20 protein-coding genes are annotated in these 22,978 nt (G+C 64.9%); 9 read left to right on the top strand and 11 right to left on the bottom strand.

Features of this window, described 5'->3' with window-relative positions:
• Window positions 1–14 precede the first annotated feature (14 nt).
• Window positions 15–1,553, bottom strand: a complete 1,539-nt coding sequence (locus tag M622_RS23720) for a leucyl aminopeptidase (protein WP_021248060.1) — start codon at window positions 1,551–1,553, stop codon at window positions 15–17.
• Between the two features lie 116 nt (window positions 1,554–1,669).
• On the opposite strand from M622_RS23720, the gene lptF reads away from it, so the two are divergent.
• On the top strand, window positions 1,670–2,755 hold the full coding sequence (gene lptF / locus M622_RS23715; protein ID WP_021248059.1) for an LPS export ABC transporter permease LptF: 1,086 nt from the start codon (window positions 1,670–1,672) through the stop codon (window positions 2,753–2,755).
• Window positions 2,752–3,825, top strand: coding sequence for an LPS export ABC transporter permease LptG (gene lptG / locus M622_RS23710; protein ID WP_021248058.1), 1,074 nt, complete (start codon window positions 2,752–2,754; stop codon window positions 3,823–3,825). Before lptF ends, lptG begins: the two co-directional genes overlap by 4 nt.
• Before the next feature lie 111 nt (window positions 3,826–3,936).
• Here lptG and rplS read toward each other — a convergent pair whose 3' ends face one another.
• From rplS to rpsP, 4 genes are all read right to left on the bottom strand, one after another.
• Window positions 3,937–4,365 (bottom strand): 50S ribosomal protein L19, encoded by a 429-nt coding sequence (rplS, locus tag M622_RS23705; protein WP_021248057.1) that lies wholly within the window; start codon window positions 4,363–4,365, stop codon window positions 3,937–3,939.
• Window positions 4,366–4,462: 97 nt separating this feature from the next.
• Window positions 4,463–5,251, bottom strand: coding sequence for a tRNA (guanosine(37)-N1)-methyltransferase TrmD (trmD, locus tag M622_RS23700; RefSeq protein ID WP_370696027.1), 789 nt, complete (start codon window positions 5,249–5,251; stop codon window positions 4,463–4,465).
• A gap of 53 nt (window positions 5,252–5,304) precedes the next feature.
• Window positions 5,305–5,811: a ribosome maturation factor RimM gene (gene rimM, locus M622_RS23695; RefSeq protein ID WP_021248055.1), complete on the bottom strand. Its 507-nt coding sequence runs from the start codon at window positions 5,809–5,811 to the stop codon at window positions 5,305–5,307.
• A 31-nt stretch (window positions 5,812–5,842) separates the two neighbouring features.
• On the bottom strand, window positions 5,843–6,094 hold the full coding sequence (gene rpsP / locus M622_RS23690; RefSeq protein WP_021248054.1) for a 30S ribosomal protein S16: 252 nt from the start codon (window positions 6,092–6,094) through the stop codon (window positions 5,843–5,845).
• Window positions 6,095–6,325: 231 nt separating this feature from the next.
• Here rpsP and M622_RS23685 point away from each other — a divergent pair, with 231 nt between their 5' ends.
• From M622_RS23685 to M622_RS23675, 3 genes are all read left to right on the top strand, one after another.
• The gene (locus M622_RS23685) at window positions 6,326–7,822 is read left to right on the top strand and encodes a cyclic-di-GMP receptor FimW-related protein (RefSeq protein WP_021248053.1); all 1,497 of its coding nucleotides are present in this window, start codon (window positions 6,326–6,328) and stop codon (window positions 7,820–7,822) included.
• A 75-nt stretch (window positions 7,823–7,897) separates the two neighbouring features.
• The gene (gene wrbA / locus M622_RS23680; protein WP_021248052.1) at window positions 7,898–8,497 is read left to right on the top strand and encodes an NAD(P)H:quinone oxidoreductase; all 600 of its coding nucleotides are present in this window, start codon (window positions 7,898–7,900) and stop codon (window positions 8,495–8,497) included.
• Window positions 8,494–8,859 carry a DUF2069 domain-containing protein gene (locus M622_RS23675; RefSeq protein ID WP_021248051.1) on the top strand — a complete coding sequence of 122 codons (366 nt, stop codon included), beginning with the start codon at window positions 8,494–8,496 and terminating at the stop codon, window positions 8,857–8,859. The genes wrbA and M622_RS23675 overlap by 4 nt, the downstream gene beginning before the upstream one ends.
• Before the next feature lie 94 nt (window positions 8,860–8,953).
• Here the strand turns inward: M622_RS23675 and M622_RS23670 are convergent, their stop codons facing one another.
• The 6 genes from M622_RS23670 to M622_RS23645 all read right to left on the bottom strand — a co-directional run bounded on the left by M622_RS23670 (window position 8,954) and on the right by M622_RS23645 (window position 15,587).
• Window positions 8,954–10,489, bottom strand: a complete 1,536-nt coding sequence (locus tag M622_RS23670) for a 2-isopropylmalate synthase (protein ID WP_021248050.1) — start codon at window positions 10,487–10,489, stop codon at window positions 8,954–8,956.
• A gap of 2 nt (window positions 10,490–10,491) precedes the next feature.
• On the bottom strand, window positions 10,492–11,370 hold the full coding sequence (gene pssA / locus M622_RS23665; RefSeq protein ID WP_245543029.1) for a CDP-diacylglycerol--serine O-phosphatidyltransferase: 879 nt from the start codon (window positions 11,368–11,370) through the stop codon (window positions 10,492–10,494).
• Between the two features lie 117 nt (window positions 11,371–11,487).
• Complete coding sequence (locus M622_RS23660; protein ID WP_021248048.1) at window positions 11,488–12,090, bottom strand: cysteine hydrolase family protein; 603 nt, start codon at window positions 12,088–12,090, stop codon at window positions 11,488–11,490.
• 183 nt (window positions 12,091–12,273) lie between these two features.
• A complete protein-coding gene (ilvC, locus tag M622_RS23655) occupies window positions 12,274–13,290 on the bottom strand; it encodes a ketol-acid reductoisomerase (protein WP_021248047.1) in 1,017 nt (338 codons plus the stop codon).
• Between the two features lie 40 nt (window positions 13,291–13,330).
• The gene (gene ilvN, locus M622_RS23650) at window positions 13,331–13,822 is read right to left on the bottom strand and encodes an acetolactate synthase small subunit (protein ID WP_021248046.1); all 492 of its coding nucleotides are present in this window, start codon (window positions 13,820–13,822) and stop codon (window positions 13,331–13,333) included.
• Window positions 13,823–13,856: 34 nt separating this feature from the next.
• Window positions 13,857–15,587 carry an acetolactate synthase 3 catalytic subunit gene (locus M622_RS23645; protein ID WP_021248045.1) on the bottom strand — a complete coding sequence of 577 codons (1,731 nt, stop codon included), beginning with the start codon at window positions 15,585–15,587 and terminating at the stop codon, window positions 13,857–13,859.
• Window positions 15,588–15,791: 204 nt separating this feature from the next.
• Between M622_RS23645 and M622_RS0119855 the strand changes: the two genes are divergently transcribed.
• The 4 genes from M622_RS0119855 (at window position 15,792) to pepN (ending at window position 22,941) form a co-directional block, all read left to right on the top strand.
• The gene (locus M622_RS0119855; RefSeq protein WP_021248044.1) at window positions 15,792–16,298 is read left to right on the top strand and encodes an RDD family protein; all 507 of its coding nucleotides are present in this window, start codon (window positions 15,792–15,794) and stop codon (window positions 16,296–16,298) included.
• Window positions 16,299–16,432: 134 nt separating this feature from the next.
• Window positions 16,433–19,204, top strand: coding sequence for a cation-transporting P-type ATPase (locus M622_RS23640; RefSeq protein WP_052028669.1), 2,772 nt, complete (start codon window positions 16,433–16,435; stop codon window positions 19,202–19,204).
• Window positions 19,205–19,272: 68 nt separating this feature from the next.
• Window positions 19,273–20,169, top strand: coding sequence for a universal stress protein (locus M622_RS23635; protein ID WP_021248042.1), 897 nt, complete (start codon window positions 19,273–19,275; stop codon window positions 20,167–20,169).
• Window positions 20,170–20,271: 102 nt separating this feature from the next.
• Window positions 20,272–22,941 (top strand): aminopeptidase N, encoded by a 2,670-nt coding sequence (gene pepN, locus M622_RS23630; RefSeq protein ID WP_031346242.1) that lies wholly within the window; start codon window positions 20,272–20,274, stop codon window positions 22,939–22,941.
• Window positions 22,942–22,978: the final 37 nt, after the last annotated feature.

The raw sequence follows: 22,978 nt of genomic DNA, 5'->3' as shown, positions 1-22,978 counted from the left end.
GGCAGCGGGGCCGCTCAGTGGGCCTGAGCGCGGGCGATGAGGAAGGCTGCCAGCAACGGCACCGGCCGGCCGGTCGCACCCTTGGCCTCACCCGACACCCAAGCCGTGCCAGCAATGTCGAGGTGGGCCCATTTGTAGGCCTTGGTGAAGAGCGACAGGAAGCAGGCGGCGGTGATGGTGCCGGCGAAGCGGCCGCCGATATTGCCCATGTCGGCGAAATTGCTCTTGAGCAGCTCCTGGTACTCGTCCCACAGCGGCAGCTGCCAGGCGCGGTCGCCCGATTCGGTGCCGCGTTGCAGGATCTCGGCGGCGAGCTCGTCGTCGTTGGCGAGCAGGCCACTGGCGACCTTGCCCAGCGCAACCAGGCAGGCGCCGGTCAGGGTGGCGATGTCGATCACGCACTCGGGCTTGAAGCGCTCGGCGTAGGTGAGCGCGTCGCACAGGATGAGGCGGCCTTCGGCGTCGGTGTTGAGCACTTCTATGGTCTGGCCGGACATGGAGGTGACGACATCGCCCGGCTTGGTCGCGCCGCCACCGGGCATGTTCTCGGTGCTGGGGATGAGGCCGACGACATTGAGCGCCAGCCCCATCTGCGCGATCGCCTTGAAGGTGCCCAGCACGCTGGCGGCGCCACACATGTCGTACTTCATCTCGTCCATTTCGGCCGCAGGCTTGAGCGAGATGCCGCCGGTGTCGAAGGTGATGCCCTTGCCGACGAGCACGATGGGTTTGGCCTTTGCCTTGCCGCCCTTGTAGCTCATGACGATGAATTTGGGCGGCTGGTGCGAGCCGCGCGCAACCGACAGGAAGGAGCCCATGCCGAGCTTTTCCATGTCGGCACGTTCGAGCACTTCGACCTCGAACTTGTGTTCCTTGCCCAGCGCCACGGCGGTTTCGGCGAGGTGGGCGGGGGTGCACATGTTGCCCGGCAGGTTGCCCAGATCCTTCGCCAGCGCCATGCCGGTGGCGATCGCCTGGCCCTGGCGCACGGCGCTGTCGAGTTCGGCGGCGGGTTTGGACTTGGCTTTGGTGTCGGATTTTGCGTCGGTTATGGCGTCAACTTCGGCTTCGATCATCAGCACCGCTTTTTTCACGCCGCGCTCTTTCTTGTCCTTGGTGGACTTCAGCGCGTCGAAACGATAGGCGCCGTCGGCGAGGATGCGGCTGGCCTGCTGCAATCGCCAGGCCAGCGCGCGCTGCGCCAGCGCCACGTCGGCCAGCGCGACCACCGCATCCTTGGCCGCTGTTGCGGCGAGGACCTTGGCGGTGGCGGCGAGCGCGTCGCGATAGGCCTTGTCACCGAACTCGTCCTGCTTGCCGAGGCTGACCAGCAGCACGCGTTCGGCATGGCTGCCGTCCAGCCCGGACAGCAGCAGCGTGGAGCCGGCCTTGTCGTCGAGGTCGCCACGCTTGAGAAGCTGGGAAATACGGCCTTCGGCGGCCGCATCGACCGCTGCTGTCGGCGCAGGCAGGACGCCGTCGGCGAAGGCGCCGAGGACGAGGATGCCGGTTCTGGATTTCGCCGGCGAACCGGTCTTTATGGTAAATTCCATCAGCTTTTTCCTTGGAATGACGCGTCTTGCGGACTGCTGCCGATTATGGCGCCTTCGTGAGCAAGCCGTCAAAAACCCTTCCCAAACGCCATCTGGCTCATCGGTCCCTTCGCGCGATGATCTTCCGCCGCGCCCTTCAGCGGGAATTCAGTCGAACCGCCGCTGCGGTCTTCATTGCACTGTTCGCGATCCTGATCTCGACCGTGCTCATTCGTCTGCTCGGCCAGGCCGCGGGTGGGCGCGTGCCCGCTGACGCCGTGCTCGCCCTCATCGGCTTTGGCGCTCTGGCGCAACTGCCCACGGTGCTGAGCCTGACCCTGTTCATCGCGATTCTGATCTCGCTGTCGCGCAGTTATCGTGACTCGGAAATGGTGGTCTGGTTTGCCGCCGGTGTGCCGCTCACCGCCTGGATTCGGCCGGTGCTGATGTTTGCCCTGCCGCTGGTGCTCGTGATCGGCGCTGGCTCGCTGTTCCTGAGCCCGTGGGCGCAGCAGCAAAGTGGCGAATATCGGGACCGCATCGACAGTCGTGACGACACCCAGCGCATTGCGCCGGGCGTGTTCCGCGAATCCTCGGGGGCGCGGCGGGTGTTTTTCGTCGAGGTGGGGGCGGGGGTGGATGGCCGGGTGCGAAATGTGTTCGTCAGCGAAGAGACGCGTGATGGGCAGCTGGTGGTGATCGCGTCGGCCGAAGGCTATCTGAGCAAGGGCGCCGACGGGCAGAGCTTCGTCGTGCTCGAGCATGGCCGGCGCTATGATGGCCAGCCCGGCACGCCGCAGTATCGGGTGATGGAGTTCGAGCGCTACGAGGTGCAGATCGAGCAGAAGCCGGTCCTGGCCCAGCCTTCGCGTGTGCGCGGCCTGCCTACCGCCGTGCTGCTGGCGCAGGGCGATGCGCGCAGCCTGGGCGAATTGCTCGGCCGCATTGGCGTGCCGCTGTCGGCCTTGCTGCTGGCCTTGCTTGCGATTCCGCTGTCCTTCGTCAATCCGCGCGCGGGGCGGGCCAACGGCCTGTTGATCGCGTTGCTCACCTATCTCATCTACAGCAATGCCATCTCGGTGTTCCAGGGCTGGGTGTCACAGGGGCGGGTGGACTTCGCCCTCGCGCTCTTGCTGCCGCATGTGATCGTGCTCGCGCTGCTTGGCGCGCTGTTTTACAAGCGCCTGGCGGTTTCCCCATTCTGGCGTGCGAGGTCGTCATGAGTGTGCTGTTTCGCTATCTCGCACGCGAAGTCTACCTGGCCGTTGCGCTGGTGCTGGCTGCTTTTCTTGGCCTGTTTGCCTTCTTCGATTTCGTCAACGAACTCGAAGATGTCGGCAAGAGCGGCTATCAGCTCTATGACGCGGCGGTCTATGTGGCGCTCATCCTGCCCGGCCGTGTCTATGAGCTGTTCCCGGTCGCGGTGCTGATCGGCACCTTGTATGCGCTGGCGACCCTGGCGCGTCACTCCGAAATCACCGTGATGCGGGCGTCGGGGATGTCGAACCTGCTGTTGATGCGCATGCTGGCCTTGATCGGCAGCGTGTTCGTCGTGCTCACCTTCCTGATTGGCGAGTACGTGGCGCCGCCGGCAGAGAGCGCAGCGCAGGAATGGAAGCTGACCGCGACCAAGGCCAACGTGTCGCAGCAGCTGCGCTCGGGCCTGTGGGTGAAGGACGGCGTCTTGGTGATCAATGTGCGCACCATGCTGCCGGACCGGACGATGCTCAATGCGCGCGTGTACGAATTCGACGCCGACTATGCGCTGGTGTCGATCAGCGAGGCTAGGCGTGGCGTGCATGACGGCACCGATCAGTGGCGCCTGCAGGACGTGACGCGCACCCGCTTCCTGGCAGATCGTACCGAGGTGGAGCGCTTGCCGGAGATTGTCTGGCGCTCGGACCTGTCACCCGAGGTGCTGGGAGTGTTGATGGTCGGGCCGGAGCACATGCCGCTGGCCAAGCTGTGGACCTACATCCAGCATTTGCGCGACAACCAGCAGAGCACCGATCGTTTCGAGATCGCCCTGTGGAAGAAGCTGAGCTACCCCTTTGCCATTCTGGTGATGATGGCGCTGGCGCTGCCCTTTGGCTTCATCCACGACCGCATGGGGGCGGCGAGTGCGCGCATCTTCATGGGCGTGATGCTGGGTGTGGGCTTTCATCTGCTCAACGGTCTGTTTTCCAACCTGGGAATGATCAACGCCTGGCCACCACTGCTGGCGGCGCTCACTCCCAGCCTCATCTTCCTTGCTGCCGCCGGCGGAATTCTTTACTACGTGGAACGGCGCTGAGGCGTCTTGTACATACGGCCGACAGGCTCCGGCAGGGTTTTCGCCCAGTGCCAACGACACCCATGAAAAACGGGCCCGAAGGCCCGTTCTGGTGTCTCACAGCAATGCCGGTCAGGCCTGTTGCTGTTGCTGCTGCAGCTTCTGTTGCTGCGCGGCGCGCTTGGCAGCGGCCGCCTTGTAGTCGAGCTTTTCCTTGATGCGTGCGGACTTGCCCGAACGCTGGCGCAGGTAGTAGAGCTTGGCGCGGCGGACGTCACCGCGACGCTTCACTTCGATACCGGCCACCAGGGGCGAGTAGGTCTGGAAGGTGCGCTCCACGCCTTCACCGGAGGAGATCTTGCGCACGATGAAGGCCGAGTTCAGGCCGCGGTTACGCTTCGCGATCACCACGCCCTCATACGCCTGCAGACGCTCGCGCGTGCCTTCCTTGACCTTGACCTGGACGATCACGGTGTCGCCAGGGGCGAATTCCGGGATGACCTTGCCGCCTTCGGTCAGGCGGGCGATTTCTTCCTGTTCGAGCTGCTCAATCAGGTTCATTGCAACTACTCCATCAATGTTGTGGGCCTTTGTCCGTGCATCGGCCTGGCCGCAGAGCAGGACAATGCCTGGTGCGTGCCGTTTATGACAGGGGTTTTCAGGCGCTGTTGCTGCCTTCTGCCCCGGCTTGCTCCTGCCTGAATTCCTCAAGCAGTTTCAATTCGGTCTTGCTCAATGGTCGCCCGCTCAACAAGTCGGGTCGACGCAGCGCCGTGCGGCCCAGCGACTGCTTCAGCCGCCAGCGCCGGATCGCTGCATGGTTGCCCGACAGCAAGACCTCGGGCACCTTTTCATCTGCGTACAACTCTGGCCGCGTGTAGTGCGGACAGTCCAGCAGGCCGTCGGCAAAGGAGTCCTCCTGCGCCGAGTCGGCCGTGTTCAATGCGCCTGGCAGTTGCCGCACGATGGCGTCAAGCAACACCATGGCGGGCAATTCACCGCCTGACAACACGAAGTCGCCGAGCGAGACTTCAGCATCCACCGCGCGTTCGATGACGCGCTGATCAATGCCCTCGTAACGGCCGCAGAGCAGGATCAGTCCTGTCTGTGCCGCCAGTTCCATCACCATCGCCTGGTCCAGCCTGCGACCTTGAGGCGACAGATACAAGACCGGGCCCGCCGTTCCGATGGCAGCCTGCTGTGCCTCACGCGCTGCCGCAATCGACTGCATCAGCGGTTCGGCCAGCATCACCATGCCGGGGCCGCCACCGTAGGGCCTGTCATCCACCGTGCGATGCGGATCGCTGGTGAAATCGCGCGGGTTGTGAAAGTCCAGCGCGTACAGGCCTCTATCCTTCGCCCGGCGTGTGATGCCACTCGCGGTGAGGGCCGCGAACATCTCCGGGAACAGGGTGATGACATCGTAGCGACGCAGTCCGCTCGCAATGCTTACCCTTGATCCTTCATGCACGGCTTCGGCTTCAGGCCGTGGCTTCACCGCTACCAGTCCTCACCCCAGGCGACACGAATGCGGCGCGCGCCAAGGTCTACATCCAGGACGTAGGCAGCAACGAAAGGAATCAAACGCTCGACCTTGTCGTCCTTTACCTGCAATACGTCGTGGGCGCCGGTGGACAGCAGGCCCTGGACCATTCCCAGGCTGTTGTCCGCTTCGTTGATGACCTCCAGTCCGACAAGGTCACCCCAGTAGTATTCGTCGGTGGCGGGCTGGGGCAGCGCTTCACGCGGGGCGCCGATGAAATAGCCATCGACGGCCTCCGCCGCGTTGCGATCCGGCACTTCGCCGAGCGCAGCGACCAGACTCTTGCCGTGCACTCGGCACGCCTTGAGCGTGTAGGCTACCCACTGTTCAGGCGGCGCCTTGTCGTCGGTGCTCAGCCACCACTGCGGCATATGCCGCCACTCGGCGGGGTCGTCACCAAAGGGGTGAATCTTCACCCAGCCCTGAACGCCAAAAGGGGCGACGATGCGCCCCAGTACGATCATGCCTTGATCCGCCGGGGCAGACCGCTGCTGATCAGGCGGCCGCCTTGGCAGCCTGCTTGGCCAGACGGGCAACGGTCGGCGACAGCTGCGCGCCGTTTTGCTGCCAGTAGGCCAGACGCTCGGCATTGATGACGAGGTTCTGCGCGCCGCCGGATGCGACCGGGTTGTAGTAACCCACGCGCTCGATGAAGCGACCGTCGCGGCGATCACGGGAATCAGCGGCGACGATGTTGAAGAAGGGGCGCTTTTTGGCGCCACCACGGGCAAGGCGAATGACGACCATCTGAGGTGTTCCTGATCGATAGAGGCGAAAGACGAAGGATTCTAGGGTAAAGCCCCGTCGAGGGCAAGTCATGATTGATTCAGTGCACAAGCGATTGTGTGCTGCACTGGAGTCTGCCGGGGGCGTTTGAAGCGCGTTTGCGGCTTCAGTCGGTCGGGGATGAGTTTCGTACAGATTGATTGATTCAAACATGTCTAAAATGACGCGCTTGGACATTCTTCCCAGTTCCCGATGATACAGGCCGCGCGCGTAGCCGATGACGATGAGACGGACAGCTTCCGGCGCTGGCTAGAAGCCGAGCCGGCCGATGAGGTGGCGGACGATCTCGACGCCTTGCGCGCGCACCTTGGTGCGTTGCAGGACGCCGATCCGGATCGCGCTGCGTCGAGCCGCCTCATGGAGTCTGCGGCGACGCGAGCGCTCGACATCAGCGCCCGGGTCAGATCCAGCTTGCAGGAAGTCGGCTTGCCCTTGCCGCGTGCCCTGCATGTGGTGGTGACCCGGCTGGCCCGTGCGCTGCTCGCAATCGCTCAGGGCCTCGAGGCTGAGGCGGCCAGCACGGGACCGGGCGCCGCGCGAGCTGAGCGCGCGGACAGGGAGGCGCGCGTGCGCCTTGCGCTGCTGCTGTGTCATGAGGCTTTCGTCGTTTCGGCAATGTCAGCGGCAAGCGCGCCGCTCGGTCTGTGGGCGTTCGCGCATCGCCTTGCCGGCGAACTGCCAGGCGACCTGTCCTACGCTTCAATGGCGCTGATGGCGGCCGCACAGCCCGAGAGTTTTACCGCGCGCCAACTGAACTGGATTGCCGACTTCCTCGCCGCCCAACAGCCGGCGGTGCTGCCGGCGGCCAGCGAGGAGTCGACCGAGAACGCCTGGTGGGTGCTTGTCAGCGCTGATGCAGCGCCGGTGTCGAGCGCGCGCAGACTGCCTCCTGCGGGCGGCGATGTGCGTCACTTCAGTGCGGCGCCCTTCGACCCGGCGCTGCTGGCGCGCATACGGCAGCTTGAGGCGGTCATAGCCGGTGCCGAAGGCGGTGGTGAGATGGCGGCGGTGGATATGGCTGAAGTCGAGATGCTCGATGCTGAGGACGAGGCGCTGCCGCTCGGTTTGACGCCGATCGAGGTCCTTGCCTTGCTGCGCACGCTGCGCGAGCGCTGGCTGAGTCCGCCGCTGCGCACGCAGCGGCGACGGCCGCATCACTACATGGTGCAGGTCTGCGTGGGCTTGCGGGCGCTGTGGGAACTTGCCCGCGGCCGGGAGGAGGCCGATCGTGTGGTGGAGTGGCAGGTACTCAATGAGAGCCCGGGTGGGTACGCGATCATGAACATCGCTGGCATCAAGGGGGAGCTGTCGAGCGGAGTCGTGCTTGGCTTGAGGCGCCCTGGCGAGACCTCGTGGACCGTGTGCGTGGTGCGTTGGGTGCGCAGTGACAACCCCGACCAGGTCGAACTGGGGCTGCAGGTGCTGGCACTGTCCTATTCGGCGGTACAGGTGGCTTTTCGCGGCACGCCGCTGCGTGGCGTGGCGCCGGCGCTGGCCTTGCCGGTGATGGAGCCTGTGCGCCGGCATGCGGCTTTCCTCGCACCTGCGGGTACTTACACATCGCGTCGCTTCATTTTTCTGCGCGAGGGCGCGCAGCTGTATGTGGCGCAGGGCCGCGCGCTGGGTCTGGACATGCAGACCACCAGCGTTGAATTGTTCCAGTACGAGATCGACCCTTATCCCATCTGAGCCGAATTGAGCCCAGAGGCGGGGAGGGGCGGTGCGGACGGTATAATTCCCGCATTCAAGTCTTTCTGGTCGGTCATGCAGGAAATCCTGGTCCTTTATTACAGCCACCGTGGTTCGGTCCGTGCGCTGGCCGAGCAGATTGCCATCGGCATCCATCAGGTGCCCGGCGCTGCGGCGCGGGTGCGCACCGTGCCTCGTGTGTCGACCGTGTGCGAGGCGGTGGAAGACGAGGTACCCGCTGACGGCCCGCCCTATGTCGAAGCGAGTGACCTCGCCGACTGTGTCGGGCTGGCGCTGGGCAGTCCGACCCGCTTTGGCAACATGGCTGCGCCAATGAAGTATTTTATCGATGGGCTGGCCGGGGTGTGGGTCAATGGAGCGCTGACAGGCAAGCCCGCCTGTGTCTTTTCCTCCTCCGCCAGCCTGCACGGTGGGCAGGAGAGCACCTTGTTGACGATGATGGTGCCCCTGCTGCATCACGGCATGCTGTTGCTGGGCATCCCGTTTTCGGAGAGCGCGCTCAACACCACGCGCAGCGGCGGCACACCCTATGGTGCCACCCATGTCGCCGGAGCTGACGGGGTGGCGGTGTTGACGGCTGAAGAGATCGAGCTCGCGCGCGCCCAGGGCCGCCGACTGGCCGAAGTGGCATTGCGCCTGGCGGGTGAGCGATGAGCCCGCGTGTGCTGTATTTCGGCGCCAGCTTCAGCTTGCTGGCCCTGATTGTTCTGTGCGTGCTGTGGGAAGGCTGGCTGGCGCCGCTGCGTCCGGGGGGCTCGTGGATGATGTTGAAGGCGCTGCCTTTGCTGCCGGCGGTGTTCGGCATTCTGCGCGGCAAGCGCTACACCTATCAGTGGCTGTCCATGCTGTGCCTGCTCTACCTGACCGAAGGTGTGCTGCGCGCGAGCGATCCTGGTCTGACCGCCGTGCTTGCCGGAATCGAAATTGCGCTTTCGGTGCTGCTCTTCTTCAGCACCATGATGTACGCACGCAATACCGCGCCCTCGCGTCAGACCTCCGCCCAGCCTGGAGCTTGAGTTCGGTGCTGCGGCGCGCGGCGCCAGCCACAAAAAACGCCCCGCGACCCGGCGATGGGTCAGCGGGGCGTTCGCTGAAGGCGGTGGGGTGGCTTCAGATCTGCGGATTCAATCGCCTGGCGCTGGTTTGCAGCTTGTTGAGCGCGTTCAGATAGGCTTTCGCGGACGCCACGATGATGTCGGTGTCGGCGCCCTGGCCATCCATCACCCGACCCTCCTTGGCCAGCCGCACGGTGACCTCGCCCTGAGCGTCGGTGCCGGTGGTGATCGCATTGACCGAGTACAGTAGCAACTCGCTGCCGCTGGCGGCGATCGCCTCTATGGCCTTGAAGGCGGCATCGACCGGGCCAGAGCCTTCGGCGCAGGCCTGACGTTCCTGGCCGTCGATGACCAGAGTCAGCTCCGCGCGCGGCGTCTCTCCGGTCTCCGAGTGGAAGCGGCTCGAGACGAGGCGGAAATGCTCGGTTTCGGGGGTGACGATTTCGTCGCGTATCAGCGCGTGCAGATCTTCATCGAAGATCTCATGCTTCTTGTCGGCGAGTTCCTTGAAGCGTGCGAAAGCGTGATTGAGGGTCTCCTCGCCTTCGATCTCGATTCCCAGGGCCTGCAGGCGGGCGCGGAAGGCGTTGCGACCCGAGTGCTTGCCCAGCACCAGCTTGTTTGCGCCCCAGCCCACATCCTCGGCGCGCATGATTTCGTAGGTCTCGCGATGCTTGAGCACACCATCCTGGTGGATGCCGGACTCGTGGGCGAAGGCATTGGCGCCGACGATGGCCTTGTTCGGCTGCACCGGATAGCCGGTGATCTGTGACACCAGTTTGGAGGCCGGCACGATCTGCGTGGTGTCGATGCGCGTCTCCACCGGAAACACGTCGGCGCGCGTACGCACCGCCATGACGATTTCTTCCAGCGCCGCGTTGCCGGCACGTTCACCGAGCCCATTGATCGTGCATTCGACCTGGCGTGCGCCCGCACACACTGCGGCCAGTGAGTTCGCCACTGCAAGGCCGAGGTCGTTGTGACAGTGCACCGACCACACCACCTTGTCGGAGTTGGGCACACGCTCGATCAGGCTGCGGATGGTCGCCGCGTATTGCTCCGGCACGTTGTAGCCGACGGTGTCGGGCACGTTGATGGTCCTTGCTCCGGCCTGGATGACGGCATCGAAGATGCGCACCAGGAAATCGAGCTCGGAGCGCCCCGCATCCTCGGCCGAGAACTCGACGTCGTCGGTGTATTCACGCGCCCAGCCGATCGCCTTCACGGCCTGCTCGACGACCTGGTCGGGCGTCATGCGCAGCTTTTTCTCCATGTGGATCGGGCTGGTGGCGATGAAGGTGTGGATGCGGCCGCGTGCGGCCGGGCGAATGGCCTCGCCCGAACGCCGGATGTCGTTCTCGTTGGCGCGTGCCAGCGAGCACACGGTGGACTCCTTGATGGCTTCCGCAATCGAGCGCACGGCCTCGAAGTCGCCATTGGAGGCGGCGGCGAAGCCGGCCTCGATGACGTCGACGCGCATGCGCTCGAGCTGACGGGCGATGCGCAGTTTTTCCTCACGCGTCATCGAAGCGCCCGGGCTCTGTTCGCCGTCGCGCAAGGTGGTGTCGAAAATGATCAGTGCGTCTTTCATGCTCAGCTCCTTGGAGGCGCGCCAGCGTTGTCTTTCTCGGCGTCGGTGTCGCTTGTTGGGGTGGGGGCCTCGGCTGTCGTGTCAGCCTCGGGCCACGCCGTCGCGGAGGCGGCGGTGTCGGTCGTGGGCGGGACGAAGCCGCCTGCGTTCCTGGCGTCGTACTTGCGCTTCCAGCGTAGTGCCCACACCACGTAGCCGGATCCGGCATACACCAGGAAGAGCGCGAAGAGCACGCCGGGCGGGTAGCTCGATATGAGGGCAAAGGCCAGCACCAGGGCGATGAGGACGATGAAGGGTACGCTCTTGCGCAGGTTGATGCTCTTGCCGCTCCAGAACAGCACGTTGCTGACCATCGAGATGCCGGCAAAGATGGTCAGGGCACAGGCGAGGCCGCTCAGCTCTCCGCCGGTGAAGTCGTTGTCGATGCCCACCCACACCATGCCGGCGATCAGCGCTGCTGCGGCCGGGCTGGGCAGGCCCTGGAAGTAGCGCTTGTCGACGACGGCGATGTTGGTATTGAAACGGGCGAGCCGCAGCGCGGCACCCGCGCAATAGATGAAGGCGGCGGCCCAGCCGAGCTTGCCGAGGTCGCGCAAGGCCCATTCGTACATCACCAGCGCAGGGGCGGCGCCGAAGGACACCATGTCGGACAGCGAGTCGTATTCGGCGCCGAACTCGCTCTGGGTTCGCGTCAGGCGGGCGATGCGCCCGTCGAGTCCGTCAAGCACCATGGCGACGAAGATGGCCACTGCGGCGGTTTCGAAGCGGTGGTCCATCGCCTGCACGATGGCGTAAAAGCCCGCGAACAGCGCAGCGGTGGTGAACAGGTTCGGCAGGATGTAGATGCCGCGGCGGCGCTTCTCGGGTGTGATCAGAGGCATGCGGTCGGGGTGGTCCATGGGGACGTGACGTGATGCGGGACTTGGATTCTAGCAGCCCCCCTGTCTGTGCTGCGGCTAATCACGCCGGAGTGGGCGTGCCACCCCGGCGTCGGAAGTTCAATCGGGAATGGCGGCCTCGTCCGGGACCACGACCGCGAACAGATCGGCCAGTGCCGCCAGCGCCGCAGATTGCATGCTTGCTGCGCTCACGACCGAGCCATCGGGGGCGGGCAGCGAGCGCGTGGCGGTTGCGGCGGCGGGGACGGTGACGGCATAGCCGAGGTTGAAGGCTCCGCGTGCGGTGGAGTTGATGCACATGTGGGTCATGAAGCCTGCTACCACCAGGTTCTTGATGTTCGCCGCCTTGAGACGAGTGTCGAGGTCGGTGCTGACAAAGGAGTTCGGATAGTTCTTGACCACCACCGCTTCGCCCGCTACTGGTGCCACCATGTCGATGATTGCGCCCACTTCAGCGTTGATATCGTACGGTGTGCCAGGTCCGGCGTCGTGCTGAATATGCACCACCGGAATCTTCAACCCCCGGGCACGCTCCAGCAGACGGGCGCACTGCTCGAGGGCAGGCTCGATCGCGCTCAGTTGCATCACGCCGCTGCGATATGTGTTCTGGGCGTCGACGATGATGAGGGCCGACTCGGACAGAGGGGCAGGGCTGGCGGCTTGGCCGGTCAGTTCGCGCAAGGTTGTGGATGCAGTGCTCATGTCGATCTCCTGTGGGTGTGCAAAAACATGCGGTTGCGTGCGCACCGGGTGGTCGTTGGCCGTCCGCCGGCCTGAAACCACGGTGATGAGGCGGAGTGTATGCGGTGAAGCCGCTTGAAACGACAAGGGCCGGAGCCGCAGTGCGCGACGCCGGCCCTTGTCCTTGCAAGGACGCGGTAACGATCAGTTCTTCGACTTGTCGACCAGCGCCTTGTCCTTGATCCACGGCATCATCGCGCGCAGCTGGCCGCCGACCTTCTCGATCGGATGCTCTGCGTTCAGGCGACGACGTGCGGTCATGCTCGGATAGTTGGTCTTGCCTTCCTGGATGAACATCTTGGCGTATTCGCCGGTCTGGATGCGCTTCAGGGCGTTGCGCATGGCGGCACGGGACTGCTCGTTGATGACTTCCGGTCCGGTCACGTACTCGCCATATTCAGCGTTGTTCGAGATCGAGTAGTTCATCGTCGCGATGCCGCCTTCGTACATCAGGTCGACGATCAGCTTGAGCTCATGCAGGCACTCGAAATAGGCCATCTCGGGTGCGTAGCCGGCTTCGGTCAGGGTCTCGAAGCCCATCTTCACCAGCTCGACCGCGCCGCCACACAGCACGGCCTGCTCACCGAAGAGGTCGGTTTCGGTCTCTTCCTTGAAGTCGGTCTCGATCACGCCGCCCTTGGTGCCGCCGTTGGCCGCGGCGTAGGACAGGGCGATGTCGCGTGCCTTGCCGGAGGTGTCCTGATACACCGCGATCAGGGAGGGCACGCCGCCCCCGCGCAGGTATTCGGAACGCACGGTGTGGCCGGGGCCCTTCGGTGCGACCATGATCACGTCCAGGTCTTCACGCGGGACGACCTGGTTGTAATGCACGTTGAAGCCGTGGGCGAACGCCAGCACTGCGCCCTTGCGGATGTTCGGCTCGATGTCGTTCTTGTATACATCGGGAATGTTCTCGTCGGGCAGCAGGATCATGACGACGTCGGCGTCCTGCACTGCCTTCGCCACTTCCTCGACCTTCAGGCCGGCGCCTTCGGCTTTCTTCCACGACGCGCCGCTCTTGCGCAGGCCGACCGTGACCTTGACGCCGGACTCGGACAGGTTCTGTGCGTGTGCATGGCCCTGCGAGCCGTAACCGACGATGGTGACCTTCTTGCCCTTGATGAGGGAGAGGTCGGCGTCCTTGTCGTAATAAACCTTCATGTTCTTCCTTTTCGCTTTGGGGGTCGGAATGTGGAGTGGGTTACAGCTTGAGTACGCGGTCGCCGCGACCGACGCCGCATACGCCCGAGCGCACTGTTTCGAGAATCAGGGCCGGATCAATGGCGCTGAGAAAGGCGTCGAGCTTGCCCTGATTGCCGGTCAGCTCGACGACGTAGGAGGTGTCGGTGACGTCGATGATGCGGGCACGAAAGATGTCGGCGGTACGCTTGATCTCTTCGCGGTCCTTGCCGGTGGCGCGCACCTTGACCAGCATGAGCTCGCGCTCGAGGTGCGCCGCCTCGGAAATGTCCACCACCTTGAGCACCTCGATGAGCTTGTTCAGCTGCTTGGTGATCTGCTCGATGATGTCGTCCGAGCCGGTGGTGACGATGGTCATGCGTGACATCGACGCATCTTCGGTCGGTGCCACGGTGAGCGACTCGATGTTGTAGCCGCGCGCCGAGAACAGACCCGAGACGCGCGACAGCGCGCCGGATTCGTTTTCGATCAGGAGGGAAATGACGTGACGCATGATGGTTTCGGTCCGGAATTCAGGAGGAGGGCGTTTACAGGTCTTCGGCAGACAGGATCATCTCGGTGAGACCCTTGCCACCCTGCACCATCGGGTAGACGTTTTCCGTCTGGTCGACCTGGAAGTCGAGGAAGACGAGATCGTTCTTGTGGGTGGTGAAGGCTTCGCGCAGCGCGCCCTCGACATCGCAGGGCTTGTCGATGCGAAAGCCGACGTGACCGTAGGACTCCGCCAGCTTGGCGAAGTCAGGCAGGGAATCCATGTAGGACTCGGAGTAACGCTGGCCGTGAAAGAGCTGCTGCCACTGCCGCACCATGCCGAGGTAGCGGTTGTTGAGGTTGCAGATCTTGATCGGCAGGCGAAACTGCTTGCAGGTCGACAGCTCCTGAATGTTCATCTGGATCGAGGCCTCGCCGGTGACGCAGGCGACCTGCATGTCCGGGTGCGCCAGCTTGGCGCCCATGGCGTAGGGCATGCCCACGCCCATCGTCCCCAGGCCGCCAGAGTTGAGCCAGCGTCGCGGCTTGTCGAAGGGGTAGTACTGTGCTGCCCACATCTGGTGCTGGCCCACGTCCGAGGTGATGATGGCCTCGCCACCGGTCACCTCCCACAGCTTCTGCACCACGAACTGTGGTTTGATGATCTCGTCCGAGTTCTTGTACACCATGCAGTTGCGGCTGCGCCATTCGTCGACCTGCTTCCACCAGGCCGCGAGCGCCTCAGGATTCGGGCGCGCCTCGCCGCTCTCGAGCTGGCGAATCATCTCTTCCAGCACTTCCTTGATGTCCCCGACGATGGGGACATCAACCTTGACGCGCTTGGAGATCGACGACGGGTCGATGTCGATATGAATGATCTTGCGCAACTCCTGGGCGAAGTGCGCGGGCACGCCGATCACACGGTCGTCGAAGCGGGCGCCGACCGCGAGCAGCACGTCGGAGAACTGCATCGACATGTTGGCTTCGTAGGTGCCGTGCATGCCGGGCATGCCGAGGTACTGGCCGTCGCTGGCGGGATAGCCGCCCAGACCCATCAGGGTGTTGGTGATCGGGTAGCCGAGCAGGCGGGTGAGCTTGGTGAGCTGTTCGGCGGCGTTCGACAGCACCACGCCTCCGCCCGAGTAAATCATCGGCCGCTTGGCTTCGAGCAAGAGCTGGACCGCCTTCTTGATCTGGCCCGAGTGGCCCTTGACCACCGGGTTGTAGGAGCGCATCGAGATCTCTTTCGGATACTCGAACTCGCAGGTGTGCATCGACACATCCTTGGGGATGTCGACCAGCACCGGACCCGGACGACCGGTCCTGGCAATGTAGAACGCCTTCTTCATCGTCGATGCGATGTCGCGCACGTCCTTCACCAGGAAGTTGTGCTTGACGCAGGGACGGGTGATGCCGACGGTATCGACCTCCTGGAAGGCGTCCTGACCGATCGCTGCGGTCGGCACCTGGCCAGAAATGATCACCATCGGGATGGAATCACAGAAGGCGGTGGCAATGCCGGTCACGGCATTGGTCGCGCCTGGGCCAGAGGTCACCAGGGCCACGCCGACTCTTTCGGTGCTGCGTGCATAGCCATCGGCAGCGTGTACCGCGGCCTGCTCGTGGCGCACCAGGATGTGGCGCACCGCTTCCTGCTGGAACAGAGCGTCATAGATGTACAGTACTGCACCACCAGGATAGCCGAACACATACTCGACCTTTTCTTCCTGCAGGCACCTGATTACAATTTCGGCTCCGGAAAGCACCATCTCAAACTCGCTCGTCAAGTCGTTTGAAGAAACGCGCAACGTTACCGGCGGCAAGGTGTTTGGTCAAGGCGGATGCTGGACGCCGAGTGATCGCGGCACGTTGTGCCCCACACTGGCCGGCCTGCCTTGCCCGCGAAGCGCGGGCTCTCCCTTTCCCTCTTTTTCCTTGCCTGTCCTGGCGCTCGCGCCTGATCCGGCGTCGAATCACACTCGGACCCCGTCATGAAGCGCACCCCCAAGAGCCAGAGCACGGGCAGCCGTTCGCCCGCCAGCGCCGCCCCCTCGAGCGCACGCCCCAGTGTCGAGCTGGCTGGCCTGCGGCGAAGGCTGGCGAGCATGCTGTACGAATCGATGCTCTTGCTCGGCGTGCTCGCGCTGACCTTTCTCGTGCCTTACCTGATCCTGGGCGTGGGCTTCGAGATTGCGCCACCGGGCTGGTTCGCCTGGCTGCACATCTTCGTGGTGCTGGGCGCATACTTCGTCTGGTACTGGCGTCATCAGGGCCAGACGCTGGCGATGCAAACCTGGCGCCTGCAGCTGGTCGATGCCGCAAGCGGGCGCAATTTGCCCCTCGCCCGTTGCTGCTTGCGCTACGTCTTGTGCTGGCCCTCGGTGTTGTTGTTCGGTGTTGGCCTGGTGTGGGCCTTGTTCGATCGCGATCGGCAGTTCCTGCATGACCGTTTCAGTGGTGCGCGCATTGTCGCGCTGCCTCCCGCGCGCAAGGGCTGAGCTTGTGCTCGCTTGCGCTTTTGCTGCGCGCAGCCGGGGCTCTCGCCGTGGCCACGCTTGAGCGCTTCTGCAGCAGGCCTTTCCTGCAGCACGCGCATCGCCGCGCCTGACGGCAGCAGAAAGGACTCTTCTTCATGTCTCTTCCCGCTCCGTCTTCCCGGTCGTCCACTTCCGCAGCGCAGGAGGCGCACCCCCCGCAGGCGCTCGCGTGGCATGCGCTCAGCGCCGCCGACTGTCTTGCGCGCCTTGACGTGCCGCTGTCCGAGGGGCTGAGCGCCGCCGAGGCTGGCGCGCGCAGCGCGCGTGACGGCCCCAACGTGCTGCCACAAGCTGCGCGCAACGGGCCGCTCAAACGTTTCCTGCTGCAATTTCACAATGTCTTGCTCTATGTGCTGCTGGGCGCGGGCGCAATCACCCTGCTGGTCGGGCATGAGCTCGATGCGGCGGTGATCTTCGGCGTGGTTCTGATCAACGCAACGATCGGATTCATGCAGGAGGGCAAGGCCGAGCGTGCGCTCGATGCGATCCGTGAGCTGCTCTCGCCGCGCGCTCAGGTCCTGCGCGACGCCCACCGCCAGGAGATCGACGCCTGCGAACTGGTGGTCGGCGATGTGGTGTTCCTCAGCCCGGGTGACAAGGTGCCGGCTGACCTGCGCCTGGTCGATGCGCGCGGGCTGTGTGTGGACGAAGCCGTCCTCACCGGAGAGTCACTGGCGGTCGAGAAGTCGACCGAGCCGGTTGCAGCCGACGCCAGCATTGGAGATCGGCTCGCCATGGCCTATTGCGGCACCCTCGTCAGTGCCGGGCAGGGCACGGGAGTGGTGGTGGCGACCGGGGCGCAGACGGAAATTGGTCGCATCAGCGCCCTGATCAGCGCGGTCGAGGTGCTGAGCACGCCCTTGCTGCGGCAGATGGCCGGGTTCAGCGCCATGCTCACCTGGGTCATCCTGGCGGTGGCGGTCGCTGCCTTTGCCTTTGGCACCCTGGTGCAGGGCCAGGCGCCGGGCGAGATGTTCCTGGTCGCGGTGGGGCTGGCAGTGGCGGCCATCCCCGAGGGCCTGCCGGCGGTGATGACGATCACGCTCGCGATCGGGGTGCAGCGCATGGCGCGTCGCAGCGCGATCATTCGCCGTTTGCCGGCGGTCGAGGCGCTCGGCTCGGTGACGGTGATCTGTTCCGACAAGACCGGCACCCTGACCCGCAACGAGATGACGGTGCAGCGCGTGATCAGCGCTGATGGCGTCCTTGAGGTGAGCGGTGGCGGCTATGTGCCCGAGGGTGTCTTCAGGAGCGCGGAGCGCGAGCTGGAGCCGGCGGCAACGCCCTTGCTGCTCGCGCTCGGGCGCGTGTGCGTGCTGTGCAATGACGCCGAGCTCACGCTCGAGGACAAGGGCTGGGTGCTGCTCGGCGACCCCACGGAGGGTGCGCTGCTGAGTCTGGCGCTCAAAGCCGGGGTCGATCCGCTGCGTCAGCGCGCGCAGATGGTGCGTGACGATGTCATTCCGTTCGAAGCCGAACACCGCATCATGGCCACCCTGCACCATGATGCCCACGGTGATGCGCACATCATGCTCAAGGGCGCGCCGGAGCGGGTGCTGGCCTTGTGCACGCGCTGCATGGGGCTGGATGGCGGCGAACGTGAGCTCGATGCCGAGCACTGGCAGCAGGCCATCAGCGCCGCTGCCGCGCAGGGCATGCGCTTGCTGGCGGTCGCCGAGCGTTGTGCTGGCAGCGGGCTGGCGGCGCTGAGTGTGGACGAGGTCAATGAAGGTGGCTTCGTGCTGCTCGCGGTGCTGGGCATCACCGACCCCCCGCGCGCGGAGGCGGTGCGAGCGGTCGAGCGCTGCCTGGGCGCGGGCATCCGCGTCAAGATGATCACCGGCGACCATGTCGCCACCGCGCGTGCCATCGGTCAGCAGATCGGCCTCGCGGCCGAGGTCAAGGCGCTTACCGGAGCCGAGATCGAGACCATGAGCGACGCGGGCTTGCGCAGCGTGGTTCTGGAAACGGAGATCTTTGCGCGCGCGAGTCCGCAGCACAAGCTGCGCCTGGTCGAGGCACTGCAGGCCGAGGGCGAGGTGGTGGCGATGACGGGCGACGGAGTGAACGACGCCCCCGCGCTCAAGCGTGCCGATGTCGGGGTGGCGATGGGGTGCAAGGGCACCGAGGCCGCCAAGGAAGCCGCCGAGATGGTGCTCGCCGACGACAACTTCGCCTCGGTCGCGGCCGCGGTGGAGGAGGGGCGCACGGTGTATGACAACCTCAAGAAGGCGGTTGTGTACATTCTGCCGACCAGCATCGGACAGGCCGGGATCGTGTCCGCTGCCCTGCTGCTGGGGGTGACGATGCCGATCACACCGGCCCAGATCCTGTGGGTCAACATGATCACCGCGGTCACGCTGGCGCTGGCGCTGGCCTTTGAGGCTGCCGAACCCGACATCATGCAGCGCCGGCCGCGTGATCCGCGCGAGCCCTTGCTGACGCGCTTTCTGATGTGGCGCACGGTGTTCGTCGGTGCGCTGCTGGTGGCCGGTGGCATGGGTTTGTTCCTGTGGGAGCTCGAACATGGCGCGAGCATCCCGGTGGCGCGCAGCGTTGCGGTCAATGCGGTTCTGATCGGTGAGGTGTTCTACCTTTTCAACATGCGCAGTCTCACCGGCTCGGTGCTCAAGCCTGCGGGTTTCCTTGGCAACCGCTACGTGTTGTGGGCGATCGGGGTGTTGCTCGTGTGCCAGGCGGCGTTCACCTATCTGCCTGTGCTGCAGACCCTGTTCGGTTCGGCAGCCATCAGCCCCGCGGCCTGGCTGCGCATCCTGGGCTTCGGGGTCGCGCTCCTGCTCCTTGTCGAGGCGGAAAAGGCCTTCGTTCGTCGTAACATTGAGCCCAGCAGAAACGGCGGGGCCTGAGGCAATGAACCGAGGCAATGAACATTGCAGTGCAGCCCCCTTGCTCAACCCGTCCAGGAGCCGCAACCATGCGTTCACTGCGCACCATTCTTGCCGCAAGCGACCTCTCCGCCCTTGCGCGTCACGCGGTCGCGCGTGCCGCGCTGATTGCCGCCGAGACCGGCGCTCGCCTGTCGCTGCAACACGTCGTCAATGTCGGCGCTTTCGACGCCCTGCGTCATCTGCTCGACAGTGACGCCGCCGGCCTGCAGGACACCCTGCTCAAGGAGGTGCAGGGCGAGGCCCACGCCCTGGCGGCGGAGATGGAGCGGCGCTACGGGGTCTCGTCCGATGTGCATCTCATGGTGGGCAAGGTGCAGGCCGAGATCAGCAGCCACGCCGATGCCATCGATGCCGACATACTCGTGCTCGGCGCGCGTGGCGCTGGCTTCGTGCGCGAGTTGTTGCTTGGCTCCACCACCGAGCGCGTGCTGCGCAGGACCCGGCGCTCGCTGCTGGTGGTCAAGCAGATGGCGCATGAAACCTATCGTCGGGTATTGCTGCCGGTCGATTTCTCCCCGCGCTCGGTCGATGCCCTGCATCGCGCGCGTGCCGTCGCACCGCAGGCGGAACTGGTGTTGCTGCACGCTTTCGAGGTGCCTTTCGAGGGCAAGCTGCGCTACGCGGGAGTCGACGAAGGCGCGCTCTCCAGCCTGCGCATACAGGCCAAGCGCGAGGCCACCGCGAAAATGAACGAGCTCGTGGTGGCGTCCGGCGTCGATGAGGCGCGGGTGCGACGGCTGGTGCTGCATGGCGAAGCCTCGGCGCTGATCCTGGAGCAGGAGCTGGAACAGGACTGCGATCTGATCGTGATCGGCAAGCGCGGCCTGGGTCTGCTCGAGGAGTTGCTGCTCGGCAGCGTCACCAAGCACGTGCTGGCGCAGTCGTCGGCGGACGTGCTGGTGATCGATCGATCGCAGGGCTGAGCGCCGCGTCCGCAGGCTGGGTGTGGCTTTTACGCTGGGCGGCGCTCGGCGCGCGGCGTAGACTCGCGGTTTTCCGCGCGCGTGCGCGGAGCTGGAGAGCCCATGAAAACAGAACACGCCCCAAGCATTGAGCGCGCCGACTATCGGCCATTGTCGTGGACGGTGGAAACCGTAGACCTGCACTTCCATCTCGATGCCGAGGCCACCCTCGTCACCAATCGCATGCTGTGTGTGCGCAATCCGCAGGCCGAGAACGGGCCGATCCGCTTGTGGGCCGAGGAGCTTGAGCGCCTGTCACTGACGGTCGATGGCAGCGCGCCGCTGGCGGTGCGTGATGATGGCACCCTGCTGGAGATCGACGCCGCAGGCGAGCGCGTGGTGGTCGAAGTTCAGACCCGCATCCGACCCGGCGCCAACACCACGCTGTCCGGCCTGTATGTGTCGAATGACGGCTTTTTCACCCAGTGCGAGGCTGAAGGTTTCCGGCGTATCACCTGCTTCCCCGACCGTCCCGACGTCATGGCGCGGTTCACCGTCACGCTCGAAGCCGACCGTGCCGCCTGTCCGGTGCTGCTGTCCAATGGCAATCTGATCGATGCCGGCGAGCTGCCTGCTGGCCGCCACTTCGCGAGGTGGGAAGATCCATTTCCCAAGCCCTCCTACCTGTTCGCGCTGGTCGCGGCAAAACTGGTCGTGCTCGAGCGCCAGGTGCGCACCCAGTCCGGTCGCGAGGTCTTGCTGCAGGTGTGGGTGGAAGAAGGCAATCTTGACCGCTGCGCGCATGCGCTCGATGCGCTGGTGAATTCGATGCGCTGGGACGAGGAGACCTTCGGCCTCGAGCTCGACCTCGACCGCTTCATGATCGTCGCCGTGGCCGACTTCAACATGGGCGCGATGGAGAACAAGGGTCTCAACATCTTCAACACCAAGTTCGTGCTGGCCAAGCCCGATACCGCCACCGATGTCGATTACGAACATATCGAGAGCGTGGTGGCGCATGAGTACTTCCACAACTGGACCGGCAACCGCGTCACCTGCCGCGACTGGTTCCAGCTCACGCTCAAGGAAGGCCTGACCGTCTTCCGCGACCAGCAGTTCTCCGCCGACATGCTCGCCCGTGCGGCCGGAGAAGAGGGCGCAGCCTCTGCGCGCGCGGTGAAGCGCATCGACGACGTGCGCGTGCTGCGAGCAGCGCAGTTTCCTGAGGACGCCGGCCCGATGGCGCACCCGATCCGCCCCGATCGTTACCAGGAGATCAACAACTTCTACACCGCCACGGTGTATGAAAAAGGCGCCGAGATCATCCGCATGTTGCACACCCTGCTCGGGCAGGAGGGCTTTCGCAACGGCATGGACCTGTACTTCAGCTATTACGACGGTCAGGCCGTGACCTGCGACGATTTTGTCGAGGTGATGTCCGAGGCCAACGGCGTCGATCTCGACCAGTTCATGCGCTGGTACAGCCAGGCCGGGACGCCGCGCGTACGGGCGAGCGGGGTGTGGGACGCGGCTTCAGCCAGCTACACGCTCACGCTGGCGCAATCCACCCCGCCCACCCCCGGCCAGCCCGACAAGCAGGCGCTGGTGATTCCGGTGGCGCTCGGCCTCATCGGCCCTGACGGGCGTGACTGCGTGTTGCGCCTCGAAGGCGAGGCCACGGGCAAGGCGAGCACGCGCGTATTGACCCTGAGTGCGATGGAACAGAGCTTCCGCTTTGTCGACCTGCCCGCCGAGCCTGTGCCTTCGCTGCTGCGCGGCTTCTCCGCCCCGGTCATCCTGGAACTCGAAGAAGACGATGCTCGCCTGGCCTTTCGCATGGCGCATGACGCCGACCCCTGCAATCGCTGGGATGCCGCCCAGCGCTACGCTGAGCGCGTGGTGCTGGCGCTGGCGGCCGACCCTGATGCGCAGGTGCCGGCGGCCTATGTGCAGGCGATGCGCACGCTGCTGAATGCGCACTCGCTTGATCCTGCCTTCCGTGCGCAGGCCCTGGCCCTGCCCGGCGAGACCTATCTGCTCGAACGCATGACGCCCGCGGACCCGCTCGCGCTGCGCGCTGCGCTGCAGCGTCTGATGCGGACACTGGGTGAACAGCTCGCCGCCGAGTGGCTGGCGGTGTTCGATGCGATGCAGGTGGCGGGTGAATATCGCTACCACCCGCGTGATGCCGGCTGTCGCGCGCTGGCCAACCTGGCCTTGCGTTATCTGGCTGCCGCCGACGACGCGCAAGGTCTGGCGCGGGCGCAGCAACGCTTCGATGCGGCCACCAACATGACCGAACGCTTCGGCGCCCTGAGCGCACTGGTGCACAGCACGCATCCGGCACGCGAGCAGGCGCTGGCAGCCTTCCATGCGCGTTACCGCGACGATGCGCTGGTGCTGGACAAGTGGTTCGCGCTGCAGGCAGGTGCCTGGCGCTGGGATCCGGCAGCGCTGCCCACGCTCGCACGGGTGCGCCACCTGATGGCCGATCCTGCTTTCAGCCTGTCGAATCCCAACAAGGTGTATGCGCTGCTGGGCACCTACTTTCGCGCCAATCCGGGTGAATTTCATGCTGCCGACGGCAGTGGCCATGCGTTCTGGGCCGATCAGGTGCTCGCCTTGAACGCGAAAAATCCGCAGGTGGCGGCGCGCATGGCGCGTGCGCTGGAGAACTGGCGTCGCTTCACCCCCGCCCTGCAGCACAGCATGCGCACTCAAGTGCAGCGTGTGCAGGCCAGCGACGGGCTCTCCGCCGACGTCGCCGAGGTGTTGGGCAAGGCGCTCGAGTAAGCGTGTTCCGGGCGCGGAAGGCAGGGCCCACAAAAGC

The organism is Thauera terpenica 58Eu, from assembly GCF_000443165.1.
Taxonomy (GTDB): Bacteria; Pseudomonadota; Gammaproteobacteria; order Burkholderiales; family Rhodocyclaceae; genus Thauera; species Thauera terpenica.
The sequence above is the reverse complement of the archived record's forward strand: the minus strand, read 5'-3'. Positions and strand labels throughout refer to the sequence as shown.